This is a genomic window from Pantoea sp. ACRSC (genome assembly GCF_022346785.1).
Taxonomy (GTDB): domain Bacteria; phylum Pseudomonadota; class Gammaproteobacteria; order Enterobacterales; family Enterobacteriaceae; genus Pantoea; species Pantoea alvi.
The window spans coordinates 52015-72097 of sequence record NZ_JAKRNN010000003.1; the positions used below are offsets into that span (position 1 = coordinate 52015).

At 61.4% G+C, this 20083-nt stretch carries 19 protein-coding genes and 1 riboswitch; of the genes, 10 read left to right on the forward strand and 9 right to left on the reverse strand.

The window, feature by feature from the left end; genetic code table 11:
- Nucleotides 1-114: 114 nt before the first annotated feature.
- On the reverse strand, nucleotides 115-1017 hold the full coding sequence (locus MHZ97_RS05020) for a GntR family transcriptional regulator (RefSeq protein ID WP_103796240.1): 903 nt from the start codon (nucleotides 1015-1017) through the stop codon (nucleotides 115-117).
- 137 nt (nucleotides 1018-1154) lie between these two features.
- Here MHZ97_RS05020 and MHZ97_RS05025 point away from each other — a divergent pair, with 137 nt between their 5' ends.
- Nucleotides 1155-2183, forward strand: coding sequence for a zinc-binding alcohol dehydrogenase family protein (locus tag MHZ97_RS05025; RefSeq protein ID WP_239314698.1), 1029 nt, complete (start codon nucleotides 1155-1157; stop codon nucleotides 2181-2183).
- On the opposite strand, the gene MHZ97_RS05030 is transcribed toward MHZ97_RS05025, so the two are convergent.
- The gene (locus MHZ97_RS05030) at nucleotides 2164-3090 is read right to left on the reverse strand and encodes a nucleoside hydrolase (protein WP_239314697.1); all 927 of its coding nucleotides are present in this window, start codon (nucleotides 3088-3090) and stop codon (nucleotides 2164-2166) included. The two genes, MHZ97_RS05025 and MHZ97_RS05030, sit on opposite strands and share 20 nt — an antisense overlap.
- 146 nt (nucleotides 3091-3236) lie before the next feature.
- Between MHZ97_RS05030 and MHZ97_RS05035 the strand changes: the two genes are divergently transcribed.
- From MHZ97_RS05035 to MHZ97_RS05050, 4 genes are all read left to right on the forward strand, one after another.
- Nucleotides 3237-3506, forward strand: a complete 270-nt coding sequence (locus MHZ97_RS05035) for a type II toxin-antitoxin system Phd/YefM family antitoxin (RefSeq protein WP_103796243.1) — start codon at nucleotides 3237-3239, stop codon at nucleotides 3504-3506.
- Nucleotides 3487-3927, forward strand: coding sequence for a type II toxin-antitoxin system VapC family toxin (locus MHZ97_RS05040; protein ID WP_103796244.1), 441 nt, complete (start codon nucleotides 3487-3489; stop codon nucleotides 3925-3927). The genes MHZ97_RS05035 and MHZ97_RS05040 overlap by 20 nt, the downstream gene beginning before the upstream one ends.
- Before the next feature lie 115 nt (nucleotides 3928-4042).
- Nucleotides 4043-4119, forward strand: a riboswitch (Fluoride riboswitch).
- Between the two features lie 91 nt (nucleotides 4120-4210).
- Nucleotides 4211-4588 (forward strand): fluoride efflux transporter CrcB, encoded by a 378-nt coding sequence (gene crcB, locus MHZ97_RS05045; RefSeq protein WP_239314696.1) that lies wholly within the window; start codon nucleotides 4211-4213, stop codon nucleotides 4586-4588.
- A 72-nt stretch (nucleotides 4589-4660) separates the two neighbouring features.
- Complete coding sequence (locus MHZ97_RS05050; protein ID WP_239314695.1) at nucleotides 4661-5464, forward strand: sugar phosphate isomerase/epimerase; 804 nt, start codon at nucleotides 4661-4663, stop codon at nucleotides 5462-5464.
- Here the strand turns inward: MHZ97_RS05050 and MHZ97_RS05055 are convergent.
- The 4 genes from MHZ97_RS05055 to MHZ97_RS05070 all read right to left on the reverse strand — a co-directional run bounded on the left by MHZ97_RS05055 (nucleotide 5461) and on the right by MHZ97_RS05070 (nucleotide 8882).
- Nucleotides 5461-6066, reverse strand: coding sequence for an alpha/beta hydrolase (locus MHZ97_RS05055; protein WP_239314694.1), 606 nt, complete (start codon nucleotides 6064-6066; stop codon nucleotides 5461-5463). The genes MHZ97_RS05050 and MHZ97_RS05055 overlap by 4 nt on opposite strands.
- Before the next feature lie 10 nt (nucleotides 6067-6076).
- Nucleotides 6077-7018: a glutathione S-transferase family protein gene (locus MHZ97_RS05060; RefSeq protein WP_239314693.1), complete on the reverse strand. Its 942-nt coding sequence runs from the start codon at nucleotides 7016-7018 to the stop codon at nucleotides 6077-6079.
- Between the two features lie 76 nt (nucleotides 7019-7094).
- Entirely contained in the window at nucleotides 7095-8018 is a 924-nt protein-coding gene (locus MHZ97_RS05065; RefSeq protein ID WP_103796249.1) for a LysR family transcriptional regulator, read from the reverse strand.
- Between the two features lie 39 nt (nucleotides 8019-8057).
- Nucleotides 8058-8882 (reverse strand): oxidoreductase, encoded by an 825-nt coding sequence (locus tag MHZ97_RS05070; protein WP_239314692.1) that lies wholly within the window; start codon nucleotides 8880-8882, stop codon nucleotides 8058-8060.
- 144 nt (nucleotides 8883-9026) lie between these two features.
- Between MHZ97_RS05070 and MHZ97_RS05075 the strand changes: the two genes are divergently transcribed.
- Together MHZ97_RS05075 and MHZ97_RS05080 are read left to right on the forward strand one after the other, a co-directional pair.
- Complete coding sequence (locus tag MHZ97_RS05075; protein ID WP_239314723.1) at nucleotides 9027-9947, forward strand: AraC family transcriptional regulator; 921 nt, start codon at nucleotides 9027-9029, stop codon at nucleotides 9945-9947.
- A gap of 73 nt (nucleotides 9948-10020) precedes the next feature.
- On the forward strand, nucleotides 10021-11148 hold the full coding sequence (locus MHZ97_RS05080) for a GNAT family N-acetyltransferase (RefSeq protein WP_239314691.1): 1128 nt from the start codon (nucleotides 10021-10023) through the stop codon (nucleotides 11146-11148).
- Here MHZ97_RS05080 and MHZ97_RS05085 read toward each other — a convergent pair.
- Nucleotides 11142-12974: an ABC transporter ATP-binding protein gene (locus tag MHZ97_RS05085; RefSeq protein WP_103796253.1), complete on the reverse strand. Its 1833-nt coding sequence runs from the start codon at nucleotides 12972-12974 to the stop codon at nucleotides 11142-11144. The genes MHZ97_RS05080 and MHZ97_RS05085 overlap by 7 nt on opposite strands.
- A 63-nt stretch (nucleotides 12975-13037) precedes the next feature.
- On the opposite strand from MHZ97_RS05085, the gene MHZ97_RS05090 reads away from it, so the two are divergent.
- The 3 genes from MHZ97_RS05090 to MHZ97_RS05100 all read left to right on the forward strand — a co-directional run bounded on the left by MHZ97_RS05090 (nucleotide 13038) and on the right by MHZ97_RS05100 (nucleotide 16707).
- Nucleotides 13038-13544 carry a GNAT family N-acetyltransferase gene (locus tag MHZ97_RS05090; protein ID WP_239314690.1) on the forward strand — a complete coding sequence of 169 codons (507 nt, stop codon included), beginning with the start codon at nucleotides 13038-13040 and terminating at the stop codon, nucleotides 13542-13544.
- Nucleotides 13545-14060: 516 nt separating this feature from the next.
- Nucleotides 14061-15452: an MFS transporter gene (locus MHZ97_RS05095; protein WP_239314689.1), complete on the forward strand. Its 1392-nt coding sequence runs from the start codon at nucleotides 14061-14063 to the stop codon at nucleotides 15450-15452.
- Between the two features lie 91 nt (nucleotides 15453-15543).
- The gene (locus MHZ97_RS05100; RefSeq protein ID WP_239314688.1) at nucleotides 15544-16707 is read left to right on the forward strand and encodes an HD-GYP domain-containing protein; all 1164 of its coding nucleotides are present in this window, start codon (nucleotides 15544-15546) and stop codon (nucleotides 16705-16707) included.
- Here the strand turns inward: MHZ97_RS05100 and MHZ97_RS05105 are convergent.
- Both MHZ97_RS05105 and MHZ97_RS05110 read right to left on the reverse strand, forming a co-directional pair.
- Nucleotides 16704-18794 (reverse strand): TonB-dependent siderophore receptor, encoded by a 2091-nt coding sequence (locus MHZ97_RS05105; protein ID WP_239314687.1) that lies wholly within the window; start codon nucleotides 18792-18794, stop codon nucleotides 16704-16706. The genes MHZ97_RS05100 and MHZ97_RS05105 overlap by 4 nt on opposite strands.
- Entirely contained in the window at nucleotides 18791-19891 is a 1101-nt protein-coding gene (locus MHZ97_RS05110; RefSeq protein WP_239314722.1) for an ABC transporter substrate-binding protein, read from the reverse strand. The genes MHZ97_RS05105 and MHZ97_RS05110 overlap by 4 nt, the downstream gene beginning before the upstream one ends.
- Nucleotides 19892-20083: the final 192 nt, after the last annotated feature.

Consider the following 20083-nt stretch of genomic DNA (forward strand, 5'->3'; position numbering starts at 1 on the left):
GGCTCAGCGGCTCGCCATGAGTTGCAGTCGAGACTAGAAGCAATGCCGCCGGGATGTTGCGAAGATGTTTCTGATTCGTGCGGGAGCTAATGCTTTGCGGTTTTTAATCGGTTTTTAATTGTACTGCTGAATTGAGCGCGCCATAGAGAGGCGGGAAGTCGCCAGATGGGTATGCAGCGCCAGCAGGGCATCGACATCCTGACGGCTAATCAGCGCGGCAAGCAGCGCCATATGCTCCTCCAGCGCTACGATATTGCGCTGCTTGAGATCGCGCTCGTCCCACTGATAATGCGAATGAAAAATAACCGAAATAATCTCCAGCGAGTGGTTAAAAAAGGGGTTGTTGGCGGCAGAAAGGATCAGCGAATGCAGCTCTTTATCCAGCGCGGCGAACTGGCGATAGTCGCTGGCGATGGTATCGCGCAGGGCGCGGTGGCGATCGAGCAGATCGCGCGCCTGGATCCAGCGCTCATCCTGCGGCGGCAGGTTGAGAAACCGCGTCAGGGCGTGCGTTTCCAGCATCTCGCGCAGCTCAAACAGCTTGTCGGCGTAGTCGAGGGTAAACTTTTTCATGCGCCAGCGGCCGCGCCTGACCGGCTCCAGCAGATCGTAACGCATAAAGCGCAGCAGAAACTCGCGCACCACCACCGGACTGACCCTGACCCGCTGCGCCAGCTGTAGCTCGCTAAAGGCGTCGCCGGGCGCGAGCTGGCGCTGGTTGATCATCTCGAAAAATGCCTGCTCGAACTGGCTCGCCTGCTGCTCAATCGGCGAGGTCAGTTCGCTGAAGCCATCCTCCTCCTGCGGCTGCCGCACGATCACATAGGTTCCCGCCACCTTTTCCAGCACGCCGCACTGCGTCAGATAGTGCAGCGCGTGGCGCACCGTGGTACGGCTGATATTGAACATCTCCGCCAGTGCCGCCTGGGCGGGCAGCGGCGAACGGATATGGCGCTGGGCAATCCCTTCCAGCATCTGATTAATCACGTTCTGGCGCAGATTCAGATTTCGGCTCACGGGCGCTCTCCGGGTTTTTATTTATTAAAAACCATTCAAATCCCAAAAAAAACGCCGTGCCTCACAGATCGCGCGGGCAAAACAGCCGCTCTGTGATCAATTCGTCATAACTGCGGCAGGACAACCGGAGAACCATCATGACAACAATGAAAACCCTGGTCATCGCTGAACCTAAAAAAATGGTCTGGACCACGCGCGAGCAGCCTGCGCCTGCGGCGGGCGAGGCGCTGATTAAAATCATCGCCGCCGGCATTTGCGGCACCGATATCCACGCCTGGGCGGGCAACCAGCCTTTCTTCAGCTATCCACGCGTGCTGGGACATGAGCTGTGCGGCGAAGTCGTGGCGCTGGGCGACGGCGCGGAAGGGGTTGAGCCAGACCAGCGCGTGGCGCTGATCCCCTATATCTCCTGCCTGCGCTGCGACGCCTGCCAGAGCGGCAAGACCAACTGCTGCGAAAAGATCTCTGTCATCGGCGTGCATCAGGATGGCGGCTTTTGCGAGTATCTCGCGGTGCCGGCCGGTAATCTGCTGCAGGTAAAGGAGGTCGCGCCGGAAGCGGCCGCGCTGATTGAGCCGTTCGCCATCAGCGCGCATGCGGTGCGTCGGGCAAGCGTCGGCGCGGATGAGGATGTGCTGGTGGTGGGCGCGGGGCCAATCGGGCTGGGCGTGGCGGCGATTGCGGCGGCGGCAGGCGCTCAGGTCGTGGTGGCGGACACCAGCGCGTTTCGCCGCGCGCACGTTGCCAAAGAGCTGGGCCTGACGGCGCTCGATCCGACGCGTGATGATTTTTACGATGCGCTGCGCGCGCAGTTTAACGGCAGGCTGGCGCTGAAGGTGATCGACGCGACCGGTAGCCCTGCGGCGATGAACAACGCGGTCAACCTGATGCGCCACGGCGGTACCGTGGTCTATGTCGGCCTGCATAAAGGCGATCTGACCATCCCGGACAGCGAGTTCCACAAGAAAGAGAGCACCTTAATGGGCAGCCGCAACGCGACGCGCGAAGACTTCGATCGCGTGCGCGACCTGATGGCGAGCGGCCAGCTGCGCGCCGGCATGATGCTCAACGCGCACTTCGCCTTTTCGACGCTGGCGGAAAGTTTCGAGCCGCAGGTGATCAACAACCGCGAGCTGATTAAGGGCGTTATTCACTTCGATCGCTAAGGGTGCGAAAGAAGTGGTCGCGCACCTGTTCGGCGTCGACCCCCAGCGCCACGCGTTGGGCGGGCAGATGGCGAAACGGATCCTCCCGCGACGCCAGCGCGCTCAGCTTACGCACCGTTTGCCCGCGCGCGATGCCCTCGGTGATAACGCGCAGCGGCCCTTCGCTCAGCTGAAACGCCTCGGGCTGGCAGAGCCAGGCGATCGCCAGCGTATCGTGCAGCGCCATGCCGTCGAAGCCCTCTTTTTGCAGGCTGTAGGCAAGATAGGGCCGCACGATGGCGCTCAGCACAGGCTGGTTAAGCTGTTGCACTTCCTTGCCGCTGATCAGCACCTTGTGCGTCACGTCGAGCGGCACCACCACGATGTTAAGCGCCGAGCTGAGCACCTGATCGGCGGCGTGCGGATCTTTCCAGATATTGAACTCGGCGAAGGGGGTGACGTTGCCGCTGTGGCCGTCGGTGCCGAAGGCACCGCCCATAATCACCAGCTCTTTCACCAGCGGGATAATATCGGGCGCCTGATTGATGGCGCTGGCGATATTGGTCAGCGGGCCAATCGCCACCAGCGTCACCTCATGCGGCCGCGCGCGCACGCTGTCGATAATAAAGGGCACCGCGTCCGGCGCGGCGTCGCTGTAGGGGTTGGCAAACGCGTCACCCAGACCATCTTCGCCGTGCAGCTTCGCCGGCTCGCTGGGTGCCAGCGCCAGCGGGCGCGAACAGCCGCGATAGACCGGGGCGTCGATCCGCATCCTGTCGCAAAACAGGCGAGCGTTTTTTACCGCCTGGCCTACCGCCACGTTGCCGAACACCGTTGTGATGCCCAGCAGCCGCTGCGTGCGCGCCGCGTAAGCCAGCGCGAAGGCGTCATCTACGCCGATATCGGTATCGAAAATCAGAGTGCGCATAACCTTCTCCTTAAAGCAGAAATCTGTGAATGATTGCATCACTATTCTCTGCGCGTGCTGAATAGAAATTGACCAGCAAACATCATGTCTTTAGACTAACAAAGCACGATCGCTGGCGAGTAACTTGACCAACTAACAGAGGTTTTATGCACAAGTTGAACCTTTACGAGGCAAAAACGCATTTTTCTAAACTCATAGCGCATGTAGCGGCTACAGGTGAGGAATATATTATCGCCCGAAACGGTCAGCCGATGGCGAAGCTCGTTCCTCTGACTCCGGCTGAGAAAACGCCGCGCATCGGGTTTATGAAAGAGAAGGGCGAAATCAGCGTGCCAGACAACTTTAACCAACTGCACGCCGACAAGATTGAAGCGCTGTTTTACGGGAATAGCGAGCATGGCACCAGGGAAGAATAAAGCTTCTGCTTCGACAGAAGGCGGATATTTAATTGATACCCATGCCCTTATCTGGATTGGCTGGCAGCCAGAAAAACTCGCTACAGAGACCATCGCTATCCTGGCCGACCACAATAATCGACTTTATTATTCGCCTGCCTCAATTCAGGAAATCGCTATCAAGGCCGATTTAGGCAAACCCGATTTTGGCTTTGATCCAGTCAGCCTGACTGAAGGATTAAAAGAGGCGGGCTATATTGAACTCCCCATTACCTCACGCCATGCCTGCTCCATCCGCAACTTACCAGAAAAGATGCATAAAGATCCTTTTGATCGTTTGCTGGTCGCCCAGGCTCGAGAAGAAAATCTGATCTTAATAACCAATGATGAAAAGATTATTCAGTACTGCTCTGACTATATAAAAATTATTAAATGCTGTTAGAAGAGGTACGCTTTTATTAAAAAACTCGCCGCGGCAAAGTCTCCAGAACCTGCTTTTTCGCCGCCTGCTGCTGGTCTGACCCGCTTGTCACTCCCGGTGCATCATCGTATTATCAACGCCTTAAGGTGATGGCGTTCCACCTTCCCCAACCGCCTGCTGGCGACCCCAGCGGCTGATGACGCCTGACATTAACCCGAATCCTCTCGCAGGCGTTGCTGGTGTGTCAGGCTAGTGCTCTCTCTCCGCCACCTCCCTGCGCGATCGCTGACTACAGGAGTTAACTATGTTGAAGTCGCTGTTCGCCGTTATGCTGGGCGGCGCTGCCGGCTGTACGCTGCGCTGGCTTATCTCGCTGCGCTTTAACGCGCTCTTTCCCAGCCTGCCGCCGGGCACGCTGCTGGTGAATCTGGCAGGCGGATTTATTATCGGCGCCGCGCTGGCCTGGTTTATGAAATACCCTCAGCTTGATCCCGCCTGGAAGCTGCTGATCGTCACCGGCTTATGCGGCGGCCTGACGACCTTCTCCACTTTCTCGGCAGAAATCCTTATGTTGCTACAATCAGGTAAATATTTGTGGGCGATGGCGAGCGTGCTGGTGCACGTTACCGGATCGCTGCTGATGACCTTTGCCGGCTTCGCGCTGGTGAATCTGCTCGGCTAAAAGCAAATATCGGCCGCGGAGCATTCCGCCTCTGCGGCAGCCGATGATTCCGGACGATTAAGGAGGACGTTCATGACTCAGCCTGCATTCCTTAACCTGGTGCTGTTAAGCGGTAATATCGAAGAGAAACTTCAGGCGGCGCGCGACGCCGGATTCGATCAGGTCGAAATCTGGCGGGAAGATGTTGAAGCCTGTCAGGCTGGCGCGGCGCGTCTGGCGCAGCAGGGGGTGGGCTTCACCAACCTGCAGGTGCTGCGCGACTTCACCGGTGCCCCTGGCGAGCTGCGTCGGCAAAAGCGGGACGAGCTGCGGCAGTTTATCGCCCTGGCGCAGGCGCTGGGCTGCGACACCATTCAGGCGCCCGCCACCACGCGCGACGACGCTATCGTGCAGCAAATCGACGAGGATCTGCGCTGGCTCGCTTCCGAGGCTGCGTGCTTCGACATGCGCATCATGTATGAGCCGATGGCGTGGTGCAGCGTCGACAATACGCTGCCGAAAGCTTGGGAGCGGCTGCGGCGGCTGGATCAGCCCAATATCGGGCTGGTGGTGGATCTGTTTCATATCTGTGCGCTGGGCGGCGACGCCTCGCATCTCGATGGCATTCCCGCCGAGCGGATTTATGAAGTGCAGCTGTGCGATATGGCGGTTCAGCCGGCACCGCAGGATAAAGAGGCGATTATGCAGCTCGCGAAGCACCGGCGCCAGCTGCCCGGTGCGGGCATCATCGACGTCGGCAGCTTTGTCGATAAGCTAAAAAGCGCGGGCTACCGGGGACCGGTAGGGATTGAAGTGTTTAATGACGACCTGAAGCGCCTGCCGCCGCATGAGGCGGCGCGGCAGGCGTATGCCGCGCTCAGGCGTTTCTGGCCTTAATCCTGCAGACACTGCGCGATAAACGCGGCGGTGCGCATCGCGCCCTGCGCGGAAATGGTGTGTTCGGTTCGGGGTTCAAGCTGAAGCTCAAGAGAGACGCCAGCGGCTTTCAGGCGCTGCGCGGCTGATTCGCTCTCGCGCCACGGGATCACCGCGTCGGCGTGGCCGTGGATCAGCAGCGCAGGGGTCTGAACCGAAGGCGACAGCGGCTCGTCAAACGCCAGACGGCCGGAGAAGGCCACCACGCCTGCCAGCGGGAAGCGTCCAGACGCCAGCGCGTCGAGCGCCATGATCGATCCCTGTGAAAAGCCGACCAGCACCACGTTGTCCCACTGGTCGCGTAGCCCGTGCCGCGCGAGAATCGCCTCCAGCGTGGCGTCGAAGGCGGCGCGTGCGGCGCGTACCCGCGCCGGTCGGTTGTCCGGCGTCACGCCGTCGAGGCTAAACCACTCAAAACCTGCGCCGTGTGGAAAAGGGTAAGGCGCATCGGGCGCGGCGAAGATAACGTCCGGCAGCATCGGCGCCCAGTGACGGCCCAGCGCCGCTAAATCCTCGCCGTTACTGCCGACGCCATGCAGAAAAATCACTAACGCTTTCGCCATCCGCTTCTCCTTAAAAACCGTACTCGCTCATATCCGGGCCTGCCGGCACGATCCCGTTGGGATTGAGCGCCTTAATAGAATAATAGCCCTGTTTGATGTGCTCGATATCTACCGTTTCGCGCACGCCGGAAATCGACAGCATGCTTTTCAGATAGCGGTTGAGCAACGGATAGTCGCGCACCCGGCGCTGATTGCACTTGAACAGGCCGTAATAGGCAACGTCGAAGCGAATAAGCGTCACGAACAGGCGAATATCGGTCTCGGTGACGCGCTCGCCGAAGAGAAAAGTGCGGCCGTCCGCCAGGCGCGCTTCCAGCTCGTTCAGCTGTTCAAATACGTCGCTATAGGCCTGTTGATAGCTGAGCTGAGTGGTAGCGAAACCAGCGCGGTAGACGCCGTTGTTCAGGCGCGGGTAGATAGCCGCGTTCAGCGCGTCGATTTCAGCGCGCAGCGCGCTGGGATAGAGATCGATACGGTTGTCGGCGAGGTCGCCAAAACCGCTGTTAAACATGCGCACGATATCCGCCGACTCGTTGTTAACGATGGTCTGCGTCTTTTTGTCCCACAGCACCGGCACGGTGGCGCGTCCGGTAAAATCGGCATCGGCGCGGGTGTAAAGCTCGTGCAGATAACTGGCACCGTTGAGCGTATCGCGATCCGCGCCGGGAAAGCCGCCGAAGCGCCAGCCCTGTTCGCCCAGCTGCGGCGCAACCACCGACACGCTGATAACCGACTCCAGCCCTTTTAGCTTGCGGGCGATCAGCGCGCGCGAGGCCCAGGGACAGATCAGCGCGACATAGAGATGGTAGCGATCCGGCTCGGCGGGAAAGGGGGTGCTGCCATCGCTGCTGATCCAGTGGCGAAAACTCGACGTCTGGCGAACAAACCCGCCCTGTTTATCCGTGGCCTGAACCGGATGCCACTCCGCACTCCATTTACCTCTGACTAACATTGCGCTGCTCCTCATGCTGACAAGAGCTGCAGCTTATTACTCTTCCCGGTGGCTGATAATCGGGTCAAAACGGCAATCATTCCTTCCATTCTGGAAGGAACTGGCCGGGCGGAAAACGATCGAAGTGATCCGCCAGAAAATCGACCAGCAGTCGGGTGCGCTGCGCCAGATGGCGCGCGGCGGGGTAGAGCGCGAACAGGCCGAGCGGCGGCACGTCGTAGTCCGCCAGCACCGGCACGATATCGCCGCGCTGCAGCGCCGGGGCGGCGATAAAATCGGGCAGGCGCGCGATGCCCAGTCCGGCAACCGCTGCCTGCAGGCAGGCTTCGGTATTGGCGAAGCGCACGCGGCCGCGCACCGGCACGGTCACCGTCTCGCCCTCCTCGCTGGCGAACGGCCAGTTCCAGGGATCGCGGAAGTTCGTGTCGGTAATACACTGATGATCGCCGATGGCGCGCCAGTGCAGCGGCGTGCCGTGCTGCTGCAGATAGCGCGGCGCGGCGGCGAGGCGCACTGCGATTTCCCCCAGGCGGCGCGCAATCAGGCTGCTGTCGCTCAGGTTGCCGATACGCACGGCGATATCGAAGCCTTCGTCCACGATACTGACCGGGCGATCGGAAAAGCTGACGTCCAGTTCGATCAGCGGATAGCGTCTGGCAAAGGCGACCAGCACGTGGGAGAGCACCGCGCTGCCGAAGGTCACGGGCGCGCTGATTTTCAACCGTCCGCTCGGCGTACCGGCGCTTTCGCGCACGCTGGCATCGAGCGCGTCAAAGGCGTCAAGCAGGGTTTTGACCTGTTCATAATAGGTGCGGCCGACGTCGGTAGGCGACAGGGCGCGCGTGCTGCGCTTCACCAGCTGCACGCCGAGCTGCCGCTCCAGTCTCGACACGAGTTTTGACGCCTGACCGCTGCTGACGCCGAGCCGCGCCGCCGCCGCGGCAAAGCTGCCCAGCTCCAGCACGGCGACGAACATCCGGTCACAATCAAGCCGATCCATAGGGCGTTCCTGCAGTTGAAAACGCCAATGTACAGGCTTTTAGCCGTCGGTTGAACGCGTGACGCTCTCCCATTCGGCGAGGCTGCTCTCAAGGCTGCGCAGTTTGTCGCGCACCAGCTGCAGCGCGTCGCTGCCCAGCAGCAGATGCGCCGGCGGCGCGGGGTGATCCAGCAGGCTGAGGATGGCCAGCGCCGCTTTATGGGGATCGCCGTTCTGGCGGCCGCTTTTGGCGAGACGCGCTTCCCGTACCGGATCGAAGAGCGCATCGTAGTCGTGAAGGGTACGCGGGCTGCGCACCATCGATCGGCCTGCCCAGTCGGTGCGAAACGAGCCGGGCGCGACGGCGGTCACGGCGATACCGAACCCGGCCAGCTCCTGACTCAGGGTCTCTGAAAAGGCTTCCAGCGCGAATTTGCTGGCGCAGTAGTCGCTGATGCCGGGCAGCGTAATAAAGCCGCCCATTGAGGTGATATTGATAATCTGCCCGCGCCGCCGCGCGCGGAAACGCGGCACCAGCGCCTTCATCATCGCCACCGCTCCCCACAGGTTCACGTCAAACTGGTGGCGCATCTCCTCCAGCGTCGCCTCTTCGAAAATTCCCTCATGGCCATAGCCCGCATTGTTAATCAGCACGTCGAGCGGGCCGTGCGCCTCTTCAAACCCTGCCACTAGCGGGGCGATGCGTTCAGGGTCGGTAAGATCGAGAATGGTGCCGTGGGCGCGTGCCGGATCGCGCGCCGTAAAGGCGTCCAGCGCCTGCTGGCTGCGCACGGTGCCGAAAACGCTGTGGCCGGCGGCCAGCGCCGCCTGCGCCAGCGCCTGACCGAAACCGCTGCTGACGCCGGTGATCATGATCTTTTTCATCTGCTTTCCTCTTTAGGGGTGAGGTCTTAGACTGCGCCTGCCACCCGCAAAAGAGGATGCCTGTTTATCTGCCATCCTTGCCTGAAACGCTGATTTTTCTGCTTGCGGGCAGGAAATTACGCCGCATGCGTGCATAATCCTCTTATGAACCCCGACGCACTCCGCCTGATTGCCGCCCTTGCGCCGCAGGAAGGCTATAACCTGACGCCGCTGCCCGATGTGCGGCTGCTGCGCGCCAACCGTCCGCTGAGCCGCACGCCGGTGCTCTACGATCCCGGCATCGTGATCGTGCTGCAGGGGCGCAAGCGCGGCTATTTTGGCGATCGCGTCTATTGCTACGATGCGCAGCACTATCTGGCGGTTTCCGTGCCGGTCCCCTTTATTATGGAGACCGACGCCAGCGCCGAGGCGCCGCTGCTGGCGATCTATATGCACCTCGACTTGCCCGTAGCGGCGGAGCTGCTGCTGCAGATGGAGCAGGCGGGCGCGACGGTGACGCACCAGCCGGCCGGGATGGTTTCCACGCCGCTCGACGATGCGCTGCAACGCTCGGTGACGCGGCTGCTGTATGCGCTGGGCGATCCGCTGCAGGCGGCGCTGCTTGGCCCGGCGCTGGTGCGGGAAATCTACTTCCACGTATTGAGCGGCGAGCAGGGAGGAGAACTGCGCGCCGCCCTGACGCAGCAGGGCGCCTTTGGCAAAGTCGCCCAGGCGCTGTGTCATATTCATCAGCACTATGCGCAGGAGCTTGATATCGCGCAGCTTGCCCGCCGCGCCGGCATGAGCCACGCAACCTTTCACGCTCACTTTCGCGCCGTAACCCAGACGTCGCCGATGCAGTACGTGAAGTCGATCCGCCTGCACCAGGCGCGGCTGCTGATGGTGCGCCAGCAGATGACCGCCGCTGGCGCCAGCCTGGCGGTGGGATATGAAAGCCCTTCGCAGTTCAGCCGCGAATTCCGCCGGCTGTTTGGCCGGTCGCCGGGCGAAGAAGCCAGGCGGCTGCGTAACGGCTTCGCGCTGCCGCCCGCCCAGCCGAACGCCCGCTTCATCGCTTCACATTAGGTGCCGTTGCCCTTTCGCTGTGCGGCAAAACCTGCTTGACTAGCTTTTCGCCCGTTTTGGTCTGGAGTTCCGCATGTCTCTGCTTCACCTTGCTTCGCTGGCGGATGTTGACGCCGCTGAATGGGACGCGCTGCTGCCCGACGATCAGCCCTTTTTACGCCACGCCTTTCTGCTGGCGCTGGAGGAGAGCGGCAGCGTTCGCGCCGAAAGCGGCTGGCAGCCGGATCATCTGCTGTGGCGGGAAGCAGGCGCGCTGCGCGCTGCGCTGCCCGGCTACCGCAAGCGCAACTCATGGGGCGAATATGTCTTCGATCACGCCTGGGCGGACGCCTGCCAGCGCGCGGGCATTCGCTACTATCCGAAATGGCTGGGGGCCATTCCCTTTAGCCCGGTGACCGGCGCGCGCCTGCTGGGCGACGCGCAGGCCGCCACGCAGCTGCTCGCCGCGCTGCCGGAGACGCTGCACCAGCACGGACTGAGCAGTGCGCATATCAATTTCACCGACGCGCGCGGCGATGCGCTGCTTGAACCGCAGCCAGACTGGCTGATGCGCCTCGGCTGTCAGTATCACTGGCACAATCGCGGCTACCGCGACTTTCAGGACTTCCTCGACACGCTGATGTCGCGCAAGCGCAAACAGCTGCGCAAAGAGCGCGAGCGGGTGGCGCAGAGCGGCTTTGAATTTAACTGGTATCGCGGCGACCAGCTGCGCGAGGATCAGTGGGACTTTGTTTATACCTGCTACGCCAACACCTATGCGGTGCGCGGCCAGCGGCCCTATCTGACGCGCGACTTTTTCAGCCTGCTGGCGGCGCGCATGCCGCACAGCATTCGCGTGGCGATCGCGCATCTGCACCAGCAGCCGGCGGCGATGGCGTTCTGTCTGGTGGATGGCGAGACGCTATATGGCCGCTACTGGGGCTGCCTGGCGGAGTTCGATCGCCTGCACTTCGAAACCTGTTTCTATCAGGGCATGGACTACGCCATCGCCGCCGGCCTGAAGCGGTTCGACGCCGGCGCGCAGGGGGAGCATAAGCTGGTGCGCGGCTTTGAGCCGCAGCTTACCACCTCGTGGCACTATCTGGCGCATCCCGGCCTGCGCGATGCGGTGGCCGATTTTCTTCAGGAAGAGCGACAAGGCGTGCGCACGTGGGCTGATGAGGCGCGCGACGCCTTGCCGTATCGCCGCGGCGATCAGTGATCGCCGACGAAGCCGCTGGTCTGGTGACGCCACAGCCGCGCATAGAGGCCGTTGTGCGCCAGCAGCTCGCTGTGGTTGCCCATCTCAACAATATGGCCCTTATCCAGCACGATCAGGCGATCCATTTTGGCGATGGTCGACAGGCGGTGCGCGATAGCGATCACCGTTTTCCCCTCCATCAGCGTGCCCAGGCTCTCCTGAATCGCCGCTTCGACCTCGGAGTCGAGCGCCGAGGTCGCCTCATCCATAATAAGAATCGGCGCGTCTTTCAGCAGCACGCGGGCGATGGCGATGCGCTGACGCTGGCCGCCGGAGAGCTTCACGCCGCGTTCGCCGACGTGTGCGTCCAGTCCGGTGCGCCCTTCGGCGTCGGAAAGGCGCGGAATAAACTCGTCGGCGCGCGCGCGACGAATCGCCGTCTGCAGCTCCGCCTCGGTGGCGTCCGGGCGGCCATAGAGCAGGTTTTCGCGGATTGAGCGGTGCAGCAGCGACGTATCCTGGGTGATCATGCCAATCTGGCCGCGCAGGCTCGCCTGCGTCACCTCGGCGATATTTTGATCGTCGATGGTGATACGGCCGCCGTTCAGGTCGTAGAGGCGCAGCAGCAGATTGACCAGCGTTGACTTGCCCGCGCCGGAAGGGCCGATAAGCGCGATTTTCTCGCCGGGTTTGATATTGAGGTTAAGGCGGTTAATCACCTGATGGCCGCCGCCGTAGTCAAAGCGGATATCCTCATAGCGGATCTGGCCGCGCGTCACCTGCAGCACTTTTGCCTGCGGCGCGTCCTGCACGCTGAGCGGCTGGGCGATGGTGTTGATGCCGTCCTGCACCGTACCAATATTCTCAAAAATGCCGTTCACCACCCACATAATCCAGCCGGACATATTGACCAGACGCACCACCAGACCGGTCGCCAGCGCGATGGCGCCGACGCTGATCAGCGACTGGCTCCACAGCCAGAGCGCCAGGCCGGAGGTAGAGACGATCAGCAGGCCGTTAAGCGAAGAGAGCGTCACGTCCATGCTGGTGACCATGCGGCTCAGACGATAGTTTTTATCGGTCTGCTCCTGCAGCGCTTCGCGCGCGTAGCGCTTTTCCAGATCGTGGTGCGCAAAGAGTTTCAGCGTGGCGATATTGGTGTAGCCGTCGACGATGGTGCCCATCAGCTTTGAGCGCGCCTGCGACGCCACAACGGAGCGCGCCTTAACGCGCGGCACGAAATAGCGCAGCGAGGCGATATAGGCGACGATCCAGATCGTCAGCGGGATCATCAGCCGCCAGTCAGCTTCCGCAAACAGCACCAGCGACGTAATCGCATAGATCAGCACATGCCAGATGGCGTCCACCAGCTGCACCGCAGAGTCGCGCAGCGCGTTGCCGGTCTGGGTGATGCGCTGGGCGATACGTCCGGCAAAGTCGTTGTGGAAGAAGTTCAGGCTCTGGCGCAGCACATAGTTATGCTGCTGCCACTGGATCATGCTGGTCATGCCGGGGTTAATGCTTTGATGCACCAGCATATCGTGCAGCGCGATAAACACCGGGCGCAGGATCAGCGCCACAAACGCCATCCACAGCAGAACAGGCCAGTGCTCGGCGAACAGCGTGGCGGGCGTCGAGGCGTTGACCAGGTCGATAATGCGGCTGAGATAGCTAAACAGGGCCACCTCAATCAGCGCCGATCCCAGCCCGACCACCAGCAGCGCCGCGAAACTTGGCCACACCTGACGCAGGTAGTAAAAATAGAAGGCACCGATGCGGCCCGGGGGCGAATCAGATGGAGCATCCTGGAAAATATTGATAAAACGTTCGAAACGGCGATACAACATAACGACTCTCTTTACGCCTGGGGAGAGTAAACAGCTTAGTGCAACTTATAAGGGATTACCGATATGGAATTAATCATTCGCGGCCGTGAACCCAGCGATGCCGCTGGGTTTCAGCGTCTTTACAGCCACCCAGAGGTCTATCGCTGGACCACCCAGCTGCCCTTTCCCAGCGTGGCGACATGGCAGAAAAAATTCGAACGTATGGATAGCGAGGGCTATATCGGTTTTGTTGCGGAGCTGGATGGACAGATGGTCGGCGAAATGACGCTGTTCATTGAAAACCGGCCGCGTACCCGTCACGGACTGAGCTTCGGCATCGGCGTCGATCCCGCTTTCAGCGGACGCGGCATCGGCGAACGTTTAATCCGAAATGGCCTGGACTACGCCTTTAACTGGCTGGGCGCGACGCGCGTAGAGCTGGAGGTTTTTCACGATAATGCGCGCGCGCGGCGGCTCTATCAGCGCATCGGCTTTGAGCAGGAGGGCGTGCGCCGCAAGGCCTGCCTGCGCGACGGCGACTATCACGATATTGTTCTGATGGCGATGCTGCGCGAAAACTATTCACAGTAGCGGCGCGCTGCTGGCGACGGGGAAAAAGCATGTCAGTTTCCCGTCCTCTGTGTTGAGCGGAGTAAACCGCATCGCCTCTCGATAAAAAGCGGTGGCCTGGTCATCTTTGACCTCTACCCTAACGGCGTAAATTCCGACAGCATCAGCCGCAGCGCAGCCAGAACCAGCTGGGTGCCAGACCCTTTGCCGCGCGGAAGCGGCAGTAAACTGCGAAACCCTGACGCGGCTCAGCTGCGCGCGCATGCGGCTGCGCTTCATAGCGCAGCGCACCATGATTTCCTGGAGCTGGCGCACATTCCCCGTGCGGCAGCCGCCGTTTTTGCCGCTTATGTGCGGCGCCGCAAGCTGCGTTGTGAAGGCTGCCAAAATCAGGGCCAGATAGCGCCCATGATTTCACCACTCGCCCAATGACCAACCCTTCGCCTGCTACCTATATTTCCTCCACAGGGCGTTTAACGCGGTATGCCTGATCGTTTTTTCCGGGGCGGAATGCCTCCTTTTTAAGGAATTCACCTGATGAGAAAAGAGCACGCTGCCGCGCGGCCCACCCGCGTACGTATCTGGATCCTTTGCCTGATCCTGTTTCTGTCAGTGGTGGCCTACGCCGACCGCTCGATCCTGTCGATCTCAGGATCGGCGATCAAAGATGAATTTGGACTCTCGGCGATCCAGCTTGGCCTGATCCTCTCCGCGTTTAGCTGGGCCTATGTGATCGGCCAGATCCCCGGCGGCCTGCTGCTCGATCGCTTTGGCGCGAAAAAAGTGTACGGCATCACGCTGGCGCTCTGGTCGCTTTCCACCATTGCGATGGGCTTTGTCGGCGAACTGGCGGGCGGCATCACCGCCGCGCTGGTGCTGATGTTTACGCTGCGCTTTGCGCTGGGGCTGATAGAAGCGCCCGCCTTTCCCGCCAACGCGCGCGTGGTGATTATGTGGTTTCCCGGCGCAGAGCGCGGGCGCGCCTCTGCGCTGTTTAGCACGGCACAATACTTCGCCGTGGCCATTTTCTCGCCGCTTTCCGGCTGGCTGGTGTCGCGCTTTGGCTGGGAGTGGCCTTTCTTCGTGCTGGGCGGCATCGGGGTGCTGGCGGTGTTTGTCTGGGCGGCCTATATGCGCGAGCCGCGCAACCATCCCGGCGTTTCCGCCAGCGAGCTTAACTATATCGTCGAGGGCGGGGCGCTGGTGGATATCGACGCGGCCCATACTCTGAAGGCGCGGCCCGCGCTAAACAAAAAAATGTTCAAAACCCTGCTCTCCAGCCGCATGCTCTGGTGCGCCTATCTCGGTCAGTACTGCACCATCGCGCTTAGCTACTTCTTTATTACCTGGTTCCCCATCTATCTGGTACAGGCGCGCGGCATGAATATTATGGACGCCGGTTTCGCCACCATCGCGCCCGCGCTGTTCGGCTTTCTCGGCGGCATCAGCGGCGGCTATATCTCCGATATGCTGATCAAACGCGGCTGGAGCCTCTCCTGGGCGCGCAAAACGCCGTTTATTATCGGCATGCTAATGGCGGCGTCGCTGGTGATGGCCGCGGTTATCCCGAGCAACCTCGGCATTATCGCCATTATGTCTTTCGCCTTCTTTGGCAAGGGGGTGGCGGCGGGTGCCGGCACCTGGACGGTGATTAGCGACACCGCGCCGAAAGAGGCGGTCGGCCTTGCAGGCGGCATATTCAACGGCATCAGTAATATCGCCGGCTTCGTTACGCCGCTGCTGTTCGGCGTGATTGTCGGGCTGACCGGCAGCTACAGCATCGGGCTGGGGTTCGTCGGCGCGCACTGCGTGGTCGCCGCGCTGCTGTTCCTGTTTGTGATGGGGCCGATCGCGCGCGTCGGCGAAACGCCGACGCCTGAAGCGGCGCGCGAGGCGCAAAAGGCGGCGCAGGGCGTGAAGGCGATATAAAGCGCTGCGCCGACCACTTCATTCCCCACTGAAGAAAATTTGCTCATCTGCCGATATCTCTCTACCGGGAGCGATCCTTAGGAGAGATATCGTGATAAAACAAATCACCGTCGACGAGCTGCGGCCAGGGATGTTTATCCATAAGCTCGAGGTCTGGTGGATTAAAGACAAACGTATTCGTAATCAGATGCTGGTGACCGATCCGCGCCAGATCGCAATGCTGCGCAGTGAAGGGATCCAGCGGCTCTGGATCGATCTGAATCGATCGGTGCCAGCGCCCGCCGCGCCGTCGGCGGCCAGTCAGCCCGTCGCGCGCACCCCCTTTTTCCTGGAGCTGGACCAGGCGCAGCAGATTTTCCAGCAGGGCAAGACGCAGGTCATGGCGATGTTCAACGAGGCGCGCCTTGGGCACCGCCTCAACCTGGCGGGCACGCTCGACCTGGTAGACGAAATCGCCGGTTCAATCCGGCGCGAGCCGACCGCGCTGCTGAGCGTCGCGCGCCTTAAAAATCATGACGATTATACCTATCTGCACTCTATGGCGGTTTGCGGGTTAATGATTACGCTGGCGCAGCAGCTGGGGCTGGACGACCAGCAGGTGCGGCGCGTCGGCATGGGCGGGCTGCTGCACGACGTCGGCAAAGCAGCGGTGCCGCTGGAGATCCTCAATAAGCCCGGCAAGCTCAGCGACGAAGAGTTTGAGGTTATGCGCCAGCACCCGGTGACCGGCGTGCAGATGCTGATGGAGGCGGGCGCCGACGAGGATCTGCTGGATATCGCGCTGCATCATCATGAAAAGTATGACGGCAGCGGCTACCCGCACCGGCTAAAGGGCGAGGAGATCTCCCTCTACTCGCGCATGGCCGCGGTGTGCGACGTCTATGACGCGCTCACCTCGACGCGCAGCTACCGTAAAGGCTGGACGCCCGCCGAAGCGATGCACAATATGCTGAACTGGCGCGGCCACTTCGACCAGCAGATCCTGCATATTTTCGTGCGCGCCATCGGCATCTATCCGGTCGGCTCGCTGGTCAGGCTCGCCTCGGGACGCGTCGCGCTGGTGGTGAAAGCGGGGGAGCGCTCGCTGCTGAAGCCGGTGGTACACGCCTTCTGGTCGCTGCATGCGCAGCGCGAAGTCAGGCCGGAACGTATCGATCTCGGCGACAGCTTCTGCACCGACAGCATTATCGGCGCAGAAGAGAGTCCGCTGTGGGTAAACGCCGATCTTAATCGCGTCTGGGCGCTGGCGGGTTAAAAATCGACGCTGGCGCGCAGCACGATCTCGCGCGGCTCGCCAACGGCGACGCGCAGGTTATTGCCGCTGGACGGATAAAAGGTCTTATCAAACAGATTGTTAACGTTGACCTGCCACTTGACGCGGTAGTGGTTAAGCGGCATCTGCCAGGCAACGAAGGCGTCCGCCACCGTGTAATCATCGAGATAAAAGCTGTTGGCCGCATCGCCCGGACGGCGACCGACGTAGCGCGCGCCGACGCCGGCGCGCAGATCGTCCGCCGCCAGCAGGCCGGTGGTGCCAAAATCGTTGGTGAGAAACAGCGCGGCGGTATGGCGCGCGGTATTGCTCATGGCGTTGCCGTTATTCGCCGGATCGGCGGTGACGCGCGCATCGGTCCAGGCGTAGCTGCCCACCAGGCTGAGGGAGTCGGTCAGCTTGCCCGCCAGATCCAGCTCGACGCCCTGCGAACGCACCTTTCCGGCGGTGCGCGTCAGGGTCTCGCCATTCACCAGTTCATCAACCATAACGTTGCGTTTCTGGATATCAAACAGCGCCAGCGTGCCGGTCACGCCGTTGGGCAGATCGATCTTACCTCCTACTTCCCAGGCTTTGCCCAGCTCCGGCGGCAGCGCGCCGATCTCGGTGGCGATAGAGACGTTCGGCTTAAAGGATTCGGTGTAGCTGGCGTAGAGGCTCGACCAGTCGTTGAGGTTGTAAACCACGCCCGCGCGCGGCACCAGCCGGCTGTCGGTGCTGCGGGTGCGGGCGACGAACGGACGACCTTTGCCCGCCATCACGTCGAAGCTGTCGTAGCGCAGGCCGCCGAGCAGCATCCAGTTCGGCGTCAGGCGAATGGCGTCCTGCACAAAGAGGCCGCGGCTGTCGATATTTTCGCGCTGATCGCTGTCGGCAGCGCTCACGGTTGAGGTCGACGACATCTCGTCATACACCGGATGCCAGATATTGAAGCGGCTATTCTTTTTGCCGCGCAGCATATCGCCGCGGAAGGTGCGGTCAGCTTCGTAGTCGAATCCGGCCAGCAGCTGGTGACTGACGCGGCCCCAGTCGACGTCGCCGTTCAGCGTCAGCTGCACCATCTGTGAGCGGCTCTGGGCGTCGGCGGTGGCGTCGGCCTGACGCGTCAGCACGCCGGTATCGGCGTTAAAGGCGGTGGCGCGCGCCTGATGGTCGCTGTAGGCGTTGCGGGTAAAGCTGTAGTTAAGATGTGCCGTCCAGCTGTCGTTCAGGATCCGATCGGCGGCCAGCGTCAGGGTATCCTGGTCGCCGCGCGTGGCGTTAAAACGCTCGTCGAAGCGCTCTTCGCGCGGCGTGTTCACCGGCTTGCCGGTTTTCGGGTCGATTACCGTGCCGCGATCGAACGGCACCAGATACGCCATATGTTCCCAGGCGACGCGCAGGGTGGTGCTCTCGCCAAACCACATCAGCGACGGCGCAATCACCGTCTGGCGTGTGCGGCCGAAATTGCGCCAGTAGTCAGTTTCGTCGTGATCGACAATAAGCCGTCCCGCAAAGCCGCTGGTGCCGAGCGGGCCGGTCACGTCAAGCTGCCCGCCACCGCCGCCAAAGCTGCTGTTGCGGCCCTCCAGATGCACCTGCGGCGTCAGCAGCGGCTTCTTGCTAATGACGTTAACCAGGCCGCCCGGCTCGTTCATGCCGTAGAGCATAGAGGAGGGGCCTTTCAGCACCTCAACGCGTTCGCTGGTGGGGGTAAAGTTGCGCGCCTGAATCGAACGCACGCCGTCGCGCAGAATCGAGCCGTCGCGGTTATCGCCGAAGCCGCGCTTGATCAGCGCATCCTGCGTGCCGCCCAGCGTATTAGCCTGGGTAATGCCGCTGACGAACTTCACCGCCTCGTCGAGGTTCTGCGCGGCGCTGTCCTGCAGCACCTGCTGCTGCACCACCGTAACGTTCTGCGGCGTGTCGATAAGCTTTGCCGGCGCGCGCGTGGCGGTCACGCTGCTGTGCGGCTGGTAGCCATTCTCCTGCGGCTCGGCGTCCTGCGTCACCAGCAGCGTAGATTCCTGCGCCTGCAGGCTGCCGGAGAGCAGCGCGCCGCCCAGCAGAAGAGAAGAAAGCGGTTTCATTGCGGTAACTGGCTCCAGAAGGTCCCTGATAAATTCAGCGGCAGAAAGCGCTGATAAAGTTGCTCAAGCGTGCGTTGCGGATCGAGGTCGGCGAACAGCTGCGGGTAGAGCGCCCTGGCGAAAAACTCTACCGCCACGACATGCCAGGGGCTGAGGTAGAAGTTGTGCCACAGCCCGAAGGCGCGATGGTTTTTTACCGCCTCAAGCTGGCTGAGAACCGGCTGCGCGGCCAGCAGCTTTTGCAGGCTGGCGGCCGCCTCGCCGGCGCCGATCGCCGGGCCGAGCTGAAGGGTTTTGTCGTTGTCCGCGTCCGCCATGCCGGTCGCGATATAGACCTGCGGCGGCTGCGCCAGCGCCTGCTCAGGGTTGATCTCGCCGAACACCCCTTTTACCGCGCCCGCCGCGATATTGTCGCCGCCCGCAAAGGCGAGCAGCTGCCCGAGATTGCCGTTGACCGCGGTAGTGCAGCAGGTGTCGCGTCGGCCCAGGTGCAGATGCAGCATTACGCGGGTTTTTGCGCCGTGATAGCTCGCCAGCCGGTCGCGCACCTTATCCATATGCTGCTGATAGAAATCGATAAAGGCCTGCGCGCGCTGCGGCTGGTCGAACACGTCGCCCAGAATCTTCAGGCTCGGCACCGTGTTGTTGAGCAGATCGACCCGCAGGTCGACATAAATCACCGGAATATTGACCTGCTGCATCAGCTGGCGGAAATGCGCCTCTTCCGCGCCGCTTTTCGCCAGGCGCGGCAGGATAATCAGATCGGGCCTGAGCTTCAGCACCTGCTCGGGGTTGAGATCACGCAGCGCGCCGCTACCCAGCTGTGGCACCGCTTTGATCGCCGGAAACGCGGCGGTGAACTGTCGCCAGCTTTGCGCGTCGTACTTCGCCATATCCGCAGGCCAGCCTGCGATACGCGCCGCCGGATTGCCGGGCACGATCAGCGCCAGGGTATAGAGCATGCGGCTTTCGCCCAGAATGATGCGCTGAGGACGATCGGGCAGCGTCACGCGCTGGCCGGTGATATCGACAATGGATTTCGCGAAGCAGGCGCCGCTGCACAGCAGCAACAGCAGCAGAGAAAAAAGAGAACGCATCACAATTATTTCGCAAGGAAATCGAAATGATAATGAATATCAATCGTCTTCACAACGTCAGCAGAGCCGTTACGCTGCGCCAGCGGGTTTTATAATTAAAAAAGGCAGCACCCCCCGCTCATCCGCCTGTTTATTCGCCATTTTTATAACTTTTTTACGCCCGCTACAGGCAATTTAACCGCTTCTTTATAC

Bases quoted from the DNA above. Each gene is read 5' to 3' on its own strand.
- MHZ97_RS05025 (WP_239314698.1), top strand. From the start codon at position 1,155: ATGACAACAATGAAAACCCTGGTCATCGCTGAACCTAAAAAAATGGTC.
- MHZ97_RS05030 (WP_239314697.1), bottom strand. From the start codon at position 3,090: ATGCGCACTCTGATTTTCGATACCGATATCGGCGTAGATGACGCCTTC.
- MHZ97_RS05035 (WP_103796243.1), top strand. From the start codon at position 3,237: ATGCACAAGTTGAACCTTTACGAGGCAAAAACGCATTTTTCTAAACTC.
- MHZ97_RS05040 (WP_103796244.1), top strand. From the start codon at position 3,487: ATGGCACCAGGGAAGAATAAAGCTTCTGCTTCGACAGAAGGCGGATAT.
- crcB (WP_239314696.1), top strand. From the start codon at position 4,211: ATGTTGAAGTCGCTGTTCGCCGTTATGCTGGGCGGCGCTGCCGGCTGT.
- MHZ97_RS05050 (WP_239314695.1), top strand. From the start codon at position 4,661: ATGACTCAGCCTGCATTCCTTAACCTGGTGCTGTTAAGCGGTAATATC.
- MHZ97_RS05055 (WP_239314694.1), bottom strand. From the start codon at position 6,066: ATGGCGAAAGCGTTAGTGATTTTTCTGCATGGCGTCGGCAGTAACGGC.
- MHZ97_RS05060 (WP_239314693.1), bottom strand. From the start codon at position 7,018: ATGTTAGTCAGAGGTAAATGGAGTGCGGAGTGGCATCCGGTTCAGGCC.
- MHZ97_RS05065 (WP_103796249.1), bottom strand. From the start codon at position 8,018: ATGGATCGGCTTGATTGTGACCGGATGTTCGTCGCCGTGCTGGAGCTG.
- MHZ97_RS05070 (WP_239314692.1), bottom strand. From the start codon at position 8,882: ATGAAAAAGATCATGATCACCGGCGTCAGCAGCGGTTTCGGTCAGGCG.
- MHZ97_RS05075 (WP_239314723.1), top strand. From the start codon at position 9,027: ATGAACCCCGACGCACTCCGCCTGATTGCCGCCCTTGCGCCGCAGGAA.
- MHZ97_RS05080 (WP_239314691.1), top strand. From the start codon at position 10,021: ATGTCTCTGCTTCACCTTGCTTCGCTGGCGGATGTTGACGCCGCTGAA.
- MHZ97_RS05085 (WP_103796253.1), bottom strand. From the start codon at position 12,974: ATGTTGTATCGCCGTTTCGAACGTTTTATCAATATTTTCCAGGATGCT.
- MHZ97_RS05090 (WP_239314690.1), top strand. From the start codon at position 13,038: ATGGAATTAATCATTCGCGGCCGTGAACCCAGCGATGCCGCTGGGTTT.
- MHZ97_RS05095 (WP_239314689.1), top strand. From the start codon at position 14,061: ATGAGAAAAGAGCACGCTGCCGCGCGGCCCACCCGCGTACGTATCTGG.
- MHZ97_RS05105 (WP_239314687.1), bottom strand. From the start codon at position 18,794: ATGAAACCGCTTTCTTCTCTTCTGCTGGGCGGCGCGCTGCTCTCCGGC.
- MHZ97_RS05110 (WP_239314722.1), bottom strand. From the start codon at position 19,891: ATGCGTTCTCTTTTTTCTCTGCTGCTGTTGCTGCTGTGCAGCGGCGCC.